Below are 13296 nucleotides of genomic sequence, written 5' to 3' on the forward strand. Positions count from 1 at the left end.
GGCGGGATGAGTGGCACCACCGGCGGCACCACCGGCGGCACCGTCGGCGGCGGCACCGGCGGCCCCGGCGCGTCCGGCGCGTCCGGCGGCCCGGTCGCGCCGGGCCCGGTCGCGCCGGGCCCGGTCGCGCTGGTCCCGCCCGCCCGGTTCGCCGACGAGATCGTGCCGGAGCCCGCGGCGCCGAGTTCCCCGGAGCTGGACCTCCCGGAGCTGACCGTCGCCGAGCAGACCGCACTGCTCACCGCGCTGCGCCGGGTCCAGGCCGAGGAGCTGGACCCGGTCGGCTGCCGCCGCGCGCTGGTGGAGAGCGCCGTCGAGGCGCTGGACGCCGATCTCGGCTGGCTGTCCCTGGTGGATCCGGCGGGTCGGGGCTTCACCGTCGTGCACAGCACCGGGCTCGACGGCGCCATCGACGTCGGGACGCAGTCGGTGTCCGGCCTGGGTGCCGAGGCGGCGCGCCACCGGGCGACCCTGATCGTCAACGACTTCCGGCGGTCCACCCGGACGCCGGCCGCGGCCCGCCGCCAGCTGCTCGACGCCGGTGTGCGGGCACTGATCTGCGCGCCGCTGGTGGCCGGTGAGCTGATCGGCCTGATCTGCATCGGACGCCGCGGCCCGCGCCGGTTCGCCCACCGCGACAGCGTGCTGATCGGCACCCTCGCCGCGCAGGGCGCGATGACGATCGGCAACGGGGCGATCTTCGCCGAGGTCGGCCAGCAGACGCGCAGCCTCCGGGCCGCGCTGTCGGTCGGTGCCACCGTGCGCGACGTGCTGCTCGCGGGCGAGGGGCTCGCCGGCGCGGCGCGGGCGCTGGCCGCCGCCCTCGGGCGGAGCGTCTCGATCCACCAGAGCGTCGTCGCCGAGGAGCCCGGCTGGTCCACCCCGGAGGGCGGCCCGCCGTCGCAGGTCCCGGTGGCTGCGCTGCGGATCGACCTGGTCGCCGCGGGCGAGGTGCTCGGCGCGGTCGAGGTGGCCGGGGACGCCGCGCTGGACGCCGTGCAGGAGCGGGCCGTCGAGGTGGCGAGCACGGCGATCGTGTCCGAGCTGATCGCCCGGCGGCGCACCGAGGAGGCGGAGTGGCGGCTGCACGGCGAGCTGCTGGCCGAGCTGGTGTCCGCGCCCGCCCCGCTGCCGCGCGGCCTGGCGATCCGGGCCCGGCGCCGCGGTCTCGATCTCGACGGCGCGACGGTCGTCGTGCTGGCCCGCGACCGGCCGCGCCGCACCACCTCGACGCTGCTGGCCGACTCCCGGTCGGCCCTGCGGGCCCGCACCCCGGCGGGTGCGCCGGTGCTCGCGTTCAGCCGCGGACGCTCGGTGGTGCTCGCCGTCGGCGAGCGGACCGACGTCGCCGCGCTGGTCGCGGCCGTCGCGGCGGGCGGCCGGGTGCGGGCCGGCGTCGGCCGGGCGGCCGGCCACCACACCGCACTGCGCCAGGCCGACGCCTGCCTGGTCCTGGCGGCCGAGCCGACCCGGCCGGACCTGGTGGACGTCCGCGATCTCGGGCTCCCCGGCCTGGTCGTCGAGGCCGGGGCCGGCCCGCACGTCGTCGAGACGATCCGGCGGATCCTCGGCCCGGTGCACGCGGCGGACCGGTCGACGCGGGTCCCGCTGCTGGAGACGCTGGCGGCGTACTGCGCCGCCGAGGGGCGGGTCGAGGTGGCCGCCCGGCTCTGCTCGGTGCACGAGAGCACGCTGCGCTATCGGCTGGACAGGCTCGCCGAGGTGATCGATCTCGACGTCGCCGCGCTGCCGGCGCTGCGGGCGGCGGTGGAGACGGTGAACGTGCTGCGCGCGGCCGGTCAGGACCCGTTCGGCACCGGGTGACCGAGCGCGGCCAGCACCTCCCGCGCCCGCAGCGCCTGCCACAGCAGGAACCCGGCCTGCGCGTCGAGCGGCCGGTCGAGGCTCTGCCGGACGCGGCCCAGCCGGTACTTCACCGTGCTCGGGTGCAGGCCGAGCCGCTCCGCCGCCACGGCCAGCCGCCGCCCGCAGCCGACGTAGGCGTCCAGGGTCTCCAGCAGCTGCACCGGCACCGGGGCCAGCCGGGTGTCGACGAGCTCCTGCATCCGGGCGACGGCGTCGGGCACGCCGAGCAGGAACCACAGCGGCCCCAGGGTCTCGGCGCGGACCACCCGGCAGCTCGGCGATCCCGCGGCCAGGGCCAGGCAGGCGCTCGCCTCCTCGCCGGCCGCCACCAGATCGGCGCGCGCCGCGCTGACCCCGACGTGCCGGACGCCCGGCCGGGTGGCGAGCCGGTCGAGCAGCGCGTCGGGCGTCCAGCCGGCCGGCATCGCGACGGCGAGCAGGGCGTGCTCCGCCGCCTCCCCGGCGAGGACCCCGGCCCCGGCGAGCTCCGGCCCGGGTGTCAGGTCGGCGCCGTCGTGCGCGACCGCGACGACGGTCACCGGCCTGCCCAGGTCGAAGCCGAGCCGCCGGGCGCGCTCGGCGATGTGCGGCTGGTCCGGGCGGGCGCCGTCGAGCAGCGCCCGCAGCAGCTCGGCGCCGGTCCGTGCCCGGGCCTGCCGGGCGGCCTGGGCACGGCCGATCTCCCTGGCCAGGAGCCCGGTCGCCTGCTCGACGCTCACCGCGTCCCGCGGGGTGAGCGGGCGCCCGTAGACGTGCAGGTCGCCGTGCAGCTCGCGGCCGGCGACCACGGCGAAGGCCGGCGCGCCCGGGCTCGCCGCGGGATCGAGGTCCGCCGCGGGGACGAACTCGACCCGGCGGCCGATCTCGCGCGCCAGCCGCCTGCACACCCCGTCGACGCCGCCGGAGTCGGCCGCGGCCGAGAGCCGCTCGGCCACCCGCACCGAGTGCGCCAGCAGCGCGTGCTGTGCGTCGAGCTCCCGGCGCAGCCTGCCGTTCTGCAGGACCAGTGCGGCCTGCCCGGCCAGTGCGGCGGCCAGCGTGACGTCCGCCGCGGAGAAGGTCGCGTGCCGCCGGCGGCCGACGTAGAGCACGCCGGCCGCGCCGCCGCCGTCGCGCAGCGGGAGGCAGAGCAGGGTGGTGACGCCCTCGGAGCGGGCCAGGTAGCTGCCGTCGTGGTCCGGGTCCAGCACCGGGCGGCCGAGCTCGACGCAGACCCGGGCGGCGGCCGTCTCCCCGGGCGCGAGCTCGGCCGCCCACGGCTCCACCGCGTGCCCCTCGCTCGCGACCACCGAGCCGCGCCCGGTGCCCGGCCGCCAGACCGCGCTGTAGTCCGCGCCCAGCAGGTCCACCACGTTGCGGACGGTCAGCCGCAGCACCTCGTCCACATCGGACTGGGAGGCCTGGATCGCGCGGTAGGTGACGAGCAGCCGATCGAGCGTGCCCGGTGGCAGGCCCCGGGCGCCCCGGTCCGCGGGCAGCGGCACGGTCGATCCGTCGGGACGCAGCCGGACCGGCGGAGCGGGCTGGTCGGCCATCCGTGTGCTGTCCCTCCTCGACGAAAACCGGGTGCGCTTTCCCGGATCCGGGACGTAGTGGCACCGCCGGCCCGATCCTAGATTGACGCCATGGACATCGGAGTCGACATCGCAGTCAAGGACGACCGCCATGGCTGAGCACCTCTCCCCGGACGAGATCGACGCGGCACGGGCCCACCTCCCGCTCTACGACGACCGCAACCGCCTCAAGCTCGGCACCTTCGCCACCAACGTGAGCAACGGGATGAGCATCTCCCGGGCGCCCACCAGCTACGAGATGACCTGGCCGCACACCCTCGACCTGGCCCGCCGGGCCGAGCGGGCGGGTCTGGACCTGGTCGTGCCGATCGGCCGCTGGCGCGGGTTCGGCGGCGAGACCAACTTCAACGGCGAGTGCTTCGAGACCTACACCTGGGCGGCCGGACTGGCTCAGGCCACCGAGCGGATCCAGGTCTTCGCCACCTCGCACGTCCCGGTCATCCACCCGATCCTGGCCGCCAAGCAGGCCGTCACGATCGACCACATCTCCGGCGGCCGGTTCGGCCTGAACCTGGTGATGGGCTGGTTCAAGCCCGAGATGGAGATGTTCGGTGCGGTGCAGCGCGAGCACGACGAGCGCTACCGGGTCGGCGAGGAGTGGCTGACGATCGTCAAGCGCCTCTGGACCGAGGACAAGCCGCTGACCTTCGAGGGCGAGTTCTTCTCCACCCTCGAGGCGGAGTCCTGGCCCAAGCCGGTCCAGCGGCCGCACCCGGTCGTCATGAACGCCGGCTCCTCCCCCGCGGGCAGCGACTTCTCCGCCCGCAACGCCGACGTCAGCTTCGTGACCGTGGAGGACCCGGCCACCGCGGAGCCGATGGTGTCCGGCTTCAAGAACATGGCCTGGGAACAGTACGGCCGCCGGCCGCGGCTGTTCTCCGGCGCCTACGTCGTCTGCCGGGACACCGAGGCCGAGGCGCAGGACGCACTGCGCGAGATCCTCGACGGCGGCGACCGGCAGGCCGCGAAGAACCTCATGTCGATCCTGGGTGTGCAGAGCCGCTCGTTCGACGACATCCTCCGGCAGAAGTCCGCCGAGGACCGGTTCATCGCCGGATGGAGCGCACCGACCTTCGTCGGGACACCCGAGCAGATCGCCCAGCGGTTCGTCGACATCAGCGGGATCGGGGTGGACGGGATGCTGCTCGGCTTCCACGACTACGCCGTCGAACTGGACCACTTCGAGGAGAACGTCATGCCGCTGCTGAAGGAGGCCGGTGTCCGTGGGTGACCGGTTGACGGGCAGGCGCGCGGTCGTCACCGGGGCGACCGGCGGCATCGGCGCCGCCACCTGCAGGCTGTTCCTGGCCGAGGGCGCCTCGGTGATCGGCGCCGACATCGACGCCGACGGCGGCCGGGAGCTCGAGGCGGAGCTGGCCGGCCAGGACTTCCGGTTCGTCCGCACCGACGTCACCGACGAGGAGCAGGTCGAGCGGCTGGCGAAGCTGGCCGCCGAGGCCGGGACGGTCGACGTCGTGTTCGCGAACGCGGGCGCGATCCTGGGCAGGCCGCTGCTGCAGTCCACGGTCGAGGACTGGGACCGGATGCACGACCTCAACGGCAAGTCGGTCTTCCTCACGCTGCGGGCGTTCGCGCCGGTGATGACCGACCCGGGCGGCTCGATCGTGGTGACCTCGTCGGGCGGCGCGGTGACCGCGCTGCCGAACATGAGCGTCTACGCGGCGTCGAAGGCGAGCGCGCTGGCGCTGGCCCGCACCGCGGCCGTCGACCTGGCGCCGGGGATCCGGGTGAACACCCTGCTGCCCGGCGTGATCGACACCCCGATGCCGCGCAACTTCGTCTCGCCGCTGCCCGCCGAGCAGCAGCAGGCGGCCATCGCCGGGCTGGAGGCGATGCACGTCCTCAAGCGGATGGGCAGGCCCGAGGAGGTCGCCGCGGCGGCCCTGTTCCTGGCCTCCGACGAGAGTTCGTTCTTCACCGCGAACTCGATGCTCGTGGACGGGGGCGCCAGTGCCGTCTGAGCGGGTGGCCGCGGGGGTGTGGCGGGTGCCGACGTCCGGCCGGGCCCGGGACAACGCGTTCCTGGTCGCGGGCGACGAGGGGCTGACCCTGGTCGACGTGGGCTGGGCGAGCGCGCCGGGCGTGATCGCCGCCGCCGTCGCCGAGCTGGGGCGGGAGCTGCGCGACGTCCGCCGGATCGTGCTCACCCACGCGCACCCCGACCACGTCCAGGGCGCGGCGGAGATGCGCGAGCGCACCGGCGCCGAGCTCGCCGTCCACGAGGCGGACGCGCCGTGGCTGCCCGAGGGGCGGGTCCCGCGGGGCGGCCGCTCGGGGACGCTCGGCGCGATCGTCGATCTCCTCCCGAAGGCGCACTGGCGTCCCTTCACCGCCGACCGCACGCTCGTCGACGGCGAGACCGTCGACGGGCTCGCGGTGATCCACACCCCCGGTCACAGTCCCGGCCACATCGTGCTCCGGCACCTCGCCACCGGGACGCTGCTGGTGGGCGACGCGGTGTTCCACCACGGACGGACACCGGGCCAGGGCCCCGGCGCGCTGGCCGCGGACGTCACGACCCGCGACGCCAGCCTGCGCCGGCTCCCACTGGACGTCACCGCGGTCGGGTTCGCGCACGGCAGGCCGCTCACCGGCGACGGGGTGGCGACCTACCGGGACTGGCTCGGCTCGAAGGTCACCCGCACGCCCGGTGGCTGAGCCACCGGACATGCCACGATGTCCCCATGGCGCGCCCCGACCACACCGTGTTCCTCAAGCGGTCCTTCTCCAAGATGGACCAGCTGGCGACCCCGTTCCTGACCGGTCGCCGGCTCTGCAGGCAGCTCGCCCAGGTCGTCCCACAGGGGACGAACGGCGTGGTCGTCGAGCTGGGCGCCGGGCCCGGCGTGCTGGCCGAGCCGATCCGCGCCCGGCTCGGCCCGGACGCCCGCTACCTCGCGATCGAGATCGACGAGGAGCTGGTCGCCCACCTGCGGGCGCACAAGCCGTGGCTGGAGGTCGTGCAGGGCGACGTCGCCGACCTGGACCGGATCCTCGACGACGCCGGCATCGACCGGGTGGACGCGTTCGTCTCCACCCTGCCGTGGGCGGTGTTCCCGCAGGCCCTCCGGATGCGGGTGATGGGGGTGATCGCGCGCCGGCTGGTCCCGGACGGGGTGCTGAGCATGATCATCACCTGGATGGCGCTGCCGAACCGGGTGCGTGACCTGCGGGCGCTGCTCGACGCGCACTTCGACGAGGTCGTCGAGACCGCCACCGAGTGGCGCAACCCGCCGCCGGCCCGGACCTTCCTGTGCCGGCGGCCACTGCCCCGGTTCAACTCTCTCGACGAGCGAGACACTCGCTCAGCAAGCTAATGTTGCGGGCGTGAACACACCGGTCCGGACCGTCGTCGCGGGCGGCGGCCCCGGCGGGATGCTGCTGGCCTACCTGCTGGCCCGCGCCGGCCTGCCGGTGACGCTGCTGGAGCGCCACCACGACTTCGACCGCGACTTCCGCGGCGACTCGCTGCACCCGTGGACCCTGGAGCTGCTCGACCGGCTCGGCCTGGCCGGACGGCTGCTGGAACAGCCGCACATCAAGGCCCGCCAGTTCCGCTTCCGGACCCCGCGCGGCCTGGTCCCCACCTCCGACTACGGCCTGCTCGACACCCCCTACAACTACGTCGCGCTGATGCCGCAGGCCCGGTTCCTGGACTTCCTGGCCGCCGAGGCCGCCACCCTGGAGACCTTCGAGCTGCGCACCGGCGCCGGCGTCTCCGGGCTGCTCGGCACCGGCACCGCGGACGATCCGGTGCGCGGCGTCCGGCTGCGCGACGGCGAGGAGATCCCGGCCGGGCTGGTGGTCGCCGCGGACGGCCGGTTCTCCAAGATCCGCGGCCTGGCCGGGCTGACCGCGCAGTCCCAGGGCGCCACCACCGACCTGCTGTGGTTCGCGCTGCCGCAGTACGCCACCGACCCGCCGGACGCCGACGTCGACCTGTTCTTCGGCGAGCGCCACTACGTCGGCCTGCTCGGCGGCCCGGTGCCCGCCGCGGACCCGCCGGACCCGCGGGTGACCGGCCGCTGGCAGGTCGGGCTGTCGCTGCCCAAGGGCGGGTACGCCGAGCTCCGCGAGCGCGGCGTGGAGTACGTGCGACGCGAGGTCGGGACCCGGGTGCCGTGGCTGGCCGACCGGACCGCGCTGCTCCCCGATCTCTCCGCGGCGACGCTGCTGTCGGTGGACATCTCCCGGGTGCCGGTCTGGCACCGGGCCGGGCTGCTGCTGATCGGCGACGCCGCGCACGTCATCTCCCCGGTCGGCGGCAACGGGATCCTGATGGCCTGCCAGGACGCGCTGGCCGCGGCGGACCGGCTCGTCCCGGCCCTGCGCGGCGGCGGCGTCCCCGGCCCGGACGTGCTGGCCGCGGTCCAGGCCGACCGGGAACCGGCCATCGTCACCGTGCAGGACCAGCAGGTCCGGGTGGAACGGACCGTCGCCCGGGCCCGCGAGCGCGGCCGGCCGGTCACCCCGCCGTCGTTCCTGCGGCTGCTGACCCGGATCCCGGCGGTCCGGAAGCGCTCGGCCCGGCGCAACGCCTACGGGCCGGTGCCGGTCCGGCCGTCGGCCGAGCTGGAACGCGCACTGCGGCTGGGCCCGCCGCCCGCCTGACCAGCCGCATCCCGGCCGCCGCCGGACCGTGTCGGCCGCCGCCGACCGCCGGCGCGGCACCCGTCGGCCGCCGACGTAGCGTCGTCCCGTGCCCCCCACCGGTAGTGCCGTCCCACCCGTCCTCGCCGGCGCCGTCCCGCTGGCCCACGTCGAGCGGGCGGGTGAGATCGAGTCGGTGCACCTGGGCATCCTCACCGCCGTCGGTCCGGACGGCGCCCCGCTACCGGGGCGGGGCGGGGCTGACACCCCGTTCCTCCCCCGCTCCGCGCTCAAGCCGCTGCAGGCGGTCGCGATGCTGCGCGCCGGGCTCGATCTCGACGGCGAGCTGCTCGCACTGGCCTGCGCCTCGCACTCCGGCGAACCGGGACACGTCGCGGGCGTGCGCCGGATCCTGGACGGCGCCGGGCTCACCGACGCCGACCTGGACAACACCCCGGACCTCCCGCTGGGCACCGAGGCCGCGGCGATCGCGCGGGCCGCGGGCACCGCGCCGTCGGCGCTGCTGCAGAACTGCTCCGGCAAGCACGCCGCGATGCTCGTCTGCTGCGTCGCCGCCGGCTGGCCGGTCCGCGGCTACCGGGATCCGGGGCACCCGCTGCAACGGCTGGTCCGGGACACCGTCGCCGACCTGACCGGCGTCGACCCACACGTCACCACCGTCGACGGCTGCGGCGCACCGCTGTTCGGCTGCACCCCGGCCGGGCTGGCCCGCGGGTTCGGCCGGATCGCCGTCGCCGCTCCCGGGACACCGGAGGGGCGGGTCGCCGCCGCGATGCGGGCGCACCCGTGGTGGGCCGGCGGGACCGACCGGCCGGTCACCCGGCTCGCCGAGGCGGTCCCGGGGCTCGTCGTGAAGGACGGCGCCGAGGGCGTGCTGGCGGCCGCCCTGCCGGACGGCCGGGCGTTCGCGGTCACCGTGCTGGACGGGTCGGCGCGGCCGCTGCCGGTGCTGGCCGCCGCGGTGCTGGCGGGCTGGGGCGCCGGCGGCCCGGCGTTGGCGGCGGCCGGGCGGGTGGAGGTGCTCGGGCACGGGCGACCGATCGGGCGGGTGCACGCCGTCCTGGATCTTTAGTGAACGTTGCGTTCCCTATTTCCTCCCCGCTAACTTGAGGGAACGCAACGTTCACTATCGGGGGTGTGATGGCCGGACCACGCACCGGCGCACCGGTCGCGGCCCTCGCCGCGGTCATGGTGCTGACCCTGCTCGGCGCCCTGGACCAGACGCTGCTCACCGCCGCCCTCGCCGTGATCGCCCGCGACCTCGGGCAGCCGCACCTGGTGCCTGCCGTGCTCACCGCGTTCCTGGCGGCGACCACCTCGACCATGCTGCTGTCCGGTGCGCTGGGCGACCGGCACGGGCGCCGGCCGGTCCTGCTGGGAGCCATCGCGGCGTTCGTCACCGGCGCTGCGGTCTGCGCGTTCGCGCCGAGCCTCCCGGTGCTGATCGGCGGCCGCTTCCTGCAGGGGCTGGGCGCCGGAGCGCTGATCGTCGGGGCCCAGGCCGCCCTGGGCGACGTGCTCGGCCCGCGCGAGCGGGGCCGGTACCTGGGCCTGCTCGGCGCCGTGTACGCGCTGGCCGCGATCGGCGGCCCGGTCCTCGGCGGCCTGGCGGTCGACCACCTGACCTGGCGTGCGGTGTTCGCCGTGCACCTGCCGCTCGGGGCGCTCGCGTCCGCCCTGGTGCTCCGCGGCCTCCCCCGGGCCCCGGGCCACCCGGACCGGCCGTTCGACGTCGCGGGATCGGCCTCGTTCGCGGTGCTGTCGCTCTCGGTCGTGCTGTGCGGCGCCGCCCTCGGACGGACCGGCGGGCTGCCGCCGTGGACCGCACCCGCCGCCGCGGCACTCGCCGCGGCCGCCGCCATCGGCTGGTGGGTGAGCGCGCGCCGCGCACCCGCCCCCGTCCTGCCGGCCCGGCTCCTCACCGGGCGCGGCACCGGCGTCCCGGCGCTCGTCTCGTTGCTGACGGGTGCCGCCCTGTTCGGCACGGTCGCCTTCCTCCCGGCGGCGGTGCAGGTCGTGCACGGGATCCCGGCGACCACCGCCGGGCTGACCGTCACCGCGGCGATGGCCGGGATGATCGTCACCAGCACGCTCGCCGGACGCCGGATCACCCGGACCGGCCGCTACCGCGCGATCCCGGTCGCGGGCGCCGCGGGCTGCGCGGCCTCGCTGGGCGCCCTCGCGGTGCTCGGGCCCGGTGCGCCGCTGCCGCCGCTGGTCGCCGTGCTGTTCCTGCTCGGTGGTGGTGCCGGGATGGTCGTGCAGGTGATGGTCCTCGTCGCGCAGAATGCCGCCGGCCCCGACGAGCTCGGCTCGGTCACCGGCACCGTCACCTGCCTGCGTCAGATCGGCGCGACCCTCGGCGTCGCGGTCGTCGGCGCGCTGCTTACCGGCCGGGGCGGGTCGTTGCTCGATCCGGGAACCGCGGGGCACGCCCTGCAGGTGGGCAGCGCCGTGCTGGCCGTCGCGGCCGGGACCGCCGCCCTGCTGTGCCTGGCCGTGCCGGCCGTCCCGCTCCGCACCCGGCCCGGCGGAACGGCCACCGGCCCGGTCGGGGCGACCCGATCCGGCCCGGCCGCACCCGCGCCGCCCGGTCACCCCCACGTGCGACGGCCCGGCCGCACCCGGACCGCACCCGTCCCACCCGACGGAAGGACCACCCGATGACCCGACCGACACCGGCCCGGCCCGATCCGTCCGTCCCGGACACCGGGGACCGCTGGATCGTCCCACTCGGAGCGCTCGGCAGCGGTGATCTCGCCGTCGCCGGCGGCAAGGGCGCCAACCTCGGCGAGCTCGTCCGGGCCGGGTTCCCGGTACCGGACGGCGTGGTGATCACCACCGCCGCCCACCGGGCCGTGATCGGGCACGATCCGGCGCTCCGCGGCGCCGTCGCGACCGGCGATCCCGGCGACGGCGCGTCACTGCGCGAGCGGTTCGCCACGGCGGCCGTCCCGGACGCACTCGCCGACGCGATCACCGACGCCTACCGCCGGCTCGGCGCCGGCCCGGTCGCGGTGCGCTCCAGCGCGACCGCGGAGGACCTCCCCGGCGCCGCGTTCGCCGGCCAGCAGGACACCCTGCTGGGGGTCGTCGGCGAGCAGGCGCTGCTCGACGCCGTCCGGCGGTGCTGGGGTTCGCTGTGGACCGACCGGGCGATCGCCTACCGGCGGCGGCGCGGGATCGACCCGGCCGGGGCGGCCGTCGCCGTCGTCGTGCAGCGGATGGTGCCGGCCGACTCCGCGGGCGTGCTGTTCACCGCGAACCCGGTGACCGGCGCGCGGGACGAGATCGTCGTCGACGCCGGCGCCGGGCTCGGCGAGGCGGTGGTGTCCGGGCTGGTCACGCCGGACCATGTCGTCGTCGGCCCGGACGGCGGGATCCGGTCCCGGCGGACCGGGCGGCGCGAGGTCGTGCTGCGCCAGCTGCCCGGCGGCGGCGTCGAGCGGATCACCCCGGACCCGCGGGACACCCCGCAACCGCTGCTCCCCGATCCGGTCGCCCGCGAGCTCGCCGACCTGGGCCGGGCCGTCGCCGCCCACTTCGGCCGGCCGCAGGACGTCGAGTGGGCCCGGCACGGCGACCAGCTCGTGCTGCTCCAGGCCCGGCCGATGACCGCGCTGCCGCCGGCGCCGATCCGGCTGAACCGGCGGCAGCGGTTCCTCGGCCCGGTGTTCGCCGAACTGGTCCCGGTCCGGCCGTACCCGATGGACATGAGCGCGTGGCTGCTCCCCGGGCCGGGCCGGATGCTCCGCCGGATGCTCGCCGAGATCCCGGGCGCGCACCTCGATCTCGCGGACGTGCTGCCCGAGGTGGACGGCGTGGTGGACCGGTTCGTGCCGCCCTCGCCGCGGCCGACCCGGGCCGTGCTCGGCGCGCCACGACGGCTGCTGCCGCGGCTGCGCCGGTTCCGGCCGGCCGAATGGACCGCGGACCGGCGGTTCACCGCGTTCGAACAGCAGGTCCGGCAGCTCGACCGGCTCGACCCGGCCACCCTGGACTGGCCGGAGCTGCGCGGACTCCCGCGGCGCGCCGCCGGGACCGCGGACCTGATCACCGACCTGCGGGTGGACTACCTGCCGCGGGCCGGGCTGGACCTGCTGCGGCTGCGGCTGGCCCTCGGCGCGCTGCGCTCGGGTGCGCTGTTCGGCGACCTGGCGGCCGGGCCGACCCGCACCACCGACGCGAACAGCGCGCTCGACGCGCTCGCCGCCACGGTGCGGGAGACCCCCGCGCTGCGCACCGCGTTCGCCGGGGCCGACGTCGCCGGCCTCGCCGAGCGGATCGCCACGGATCCGGGGGCAGCGGCCTTCCGGGACGCGCTGCACGCGTTCCTCGCCGAGTACGGGCACCGGGAGACCACCAGCCTGCTGCTGATGTCCGGGCCGACCTGGCGGGAGGACCCGACCGCGGTGCTGTCCACGCTGGCCGCGCTGGTCCCCGGCCCGCCCGGGCCCACCGGTCCCGGCCGCGCCGAACGGGCCCGGCGCGCGTTGCACGCGCACCCGCTGCTCGGACGGCGCCGGACCGCCTGGCTGGACCGGCTCGTCGAGGACGCCCGTGCGGCCGTCGCCCTGCGGGAGGACACCCACTTCCACTGCACCCGCACCCTGCCGGCGCTGCAGCGCGCGGTCCGCGAGATCGGGTCCCGGCTGGCCGCCGCGGGCGTGCTCGACGACCCGGCCGACGTCCTGCACCTGCGCCGGGAGGAGATCGAGCGGCTCCCCGCGCCGGACGTGCTGTCCGCCGCCGAGGCCGGTGCGCTCCGCGGGCTGGTCGCGGCGCGTTCCGCCCGGCGCGACGAGCTCGCCGGGAGCCCGCTGATCGCCCCCGCCGTGCTGTTCGGCGACCGCACCCGCGACGACGACGTCCTGCTGACCGGCACCCCCGCCGGTGGCGGCCGGGTCACCGGGCCGGTCCGGATCGTCGACGGGCACGCCGGGTTCGCCCGGCTCACCGCGGGCGACGTGCTGGTCTGCCCGGCCACCAACCCGTCCTGGACACCGCTGTTCTCCCGGGCCGCCGCCGTGGTGGTCGACCAGGGCGGCGCCGCGTCGCACGCCGCGATCGTCGCCCGGGAGTACGGGATCGCCGCCGTGATGGGCACCGGGACCGGCACCACTGTGCTGACCGACGGGCAGCTGGTCACCGTCGACGGGGACGCGGGCACCGTCGCCGACGCCGGCACCCACACGGGCACCGACGCCGGCCGGGCAGGCTGAGC

Annotated in this window: 10 protein-coding genes; 9 read left to right on the forward strand and 1 reads right to left on the reverse strand. The window is 76.7% G+C overall.

The window, feature by feature from the left end; translation table 11 throughout:
- The first annotated feature begins 6 nt into the window (after positions 1-6).
- Entirely contained in the window at positions 7-1824 is a 1818-nt protein-coding gene (locus tag ABD160_RS17140) for a GAF domain-containing protein (protein ID WP_344023566.1), read from the forward strand.
- Here ABD160_RS17140 and ABD160_RS17145 read toward each other — a convergent pair.
- The gene (locus ABD160_RS17145; RefSeq protein ID WP_344023568.1) at positions 1800-3401 is read right to left on the reverse strand and encodes a GAF domain-containing protein; all 1602 of its coding nucleotides are present in this window, start codon (positions 3399-3401) and stop codon (positions 1800-1802) included. The two genes, ABD160_RS17140 and ABD160_RS17145, sit on opposite strands and share 25 nt — an antisense overlap.
- 130 nt (positions 3402-3531) lie before the next feature.
- Between ABD160_RS17145 and ABD160_RS17150 the strand changes: the two genes are divergently transcribed.
- From ABD160_RS17150 to ABD160_RS17185, 8 genes are all read left to right on the forward strand, one after another.
- Positions 3532-4671, forward strand: coding sequence for an LLM class flavin-dependent oxidoreductase (locus tag ABD160_RS17150; RefSeq protein ID WP_344023570.1), 1140 nt, complete (start codon positions 3532-3534; stop codon positions 4669-4671).
- On the forward strand, positions 4664-5422 hold the full coding sequence (locus tag ABD160_RS17155) for an SDR family NAD(P)-dependent oxidoreductase (RefSeq protein ID WP_344023572.1): 759 nt from the start codon (positions 4664-4666) through the stop codon (positions 5420-5422). The genes ABD160_RS17150 and ABD160_RS17155 overlap by 8 nt, the downstream gene beginning before the upstream one ends.
- Positions 5423-5426: 4 nt before the next feature.
- A complete protein-coding gene (locus ABD160_RS17160) occupies positions 5427-6119 on the forward strand; it encodes an MBL fold metallo-hydrolase (protein ID WP_344023574.1) in 693 nt (230 codons plus the stop codon).
- 26 nt (positions 6120-6145) lie between these two features.
- Entirely contained in the window at positions 6146-6778 is a 633-nt protein-coding gene (locus tag ABD160_RS17165; RefSeq protein ID WP_344023576.1) for a class I SAM-dependent methyltransferase, read from the forward strand.
- A 10-nt stretch (positions 6779-6788) separates the two neighbouring features.
- A complete protein-coding gene (locus tag ABD160_RS17170) occupies positions 6789-8072 on the forward strand; it encodes an FAD-dependent oxidoreductase (protein ID WP_344023578.1) in 1284 nt (427 codons plus the stop codon).
- A gap of 88 nt (positions 8073-8160) precedes the next feature.
- Positions 8161-9144, forward strand: coding sequence for an asparaginase (locus ABD160_RS17175; protein ID WP_344023580.1), 984 nt, complete (start codon positions 8161-8163; stop codon positions 9142-9144).
- Positions 9145-9212: 68 nt separating this feature from the next.
- Positions 9213-10739, forward strand: a complete 1527-nt coding sequence (locus ABD160_RS17180) for an MFS transporter (RefSeq protein ID WP_344023582.1) — start codon at positions 9213-9215, stop codon at positions 10737-10739.
- Positions 10736-13294, forward strand: coding sequence for a PEP/pyruvate-binding domain-containing protein (locus ABD160_RS17185; RefSeq protein ID WP_344023584.1), 2559 nt, complete (start codon positions 10736-10738; stop codon positions 13292-13294). The genes ABD160_RS17180 and ABD160_RS17185 overlap by 4 nt, the downstream gene beginning before the upstream one ends.
- The last annotated feature ends 2 nt before the right edge of the window (positions 13295-13296 follow it).

Source organism: Pseudonocardia kongjuensis (genome assembly GCF_039526905.1).
GTDB classification, from domain to species: Bacteria; Actinomycetota; Actinomycetes; order Mycobacteriales; family Pseudonocardiaceae; genus Pseudonocardia; species Pseudonocardia kongjuensis.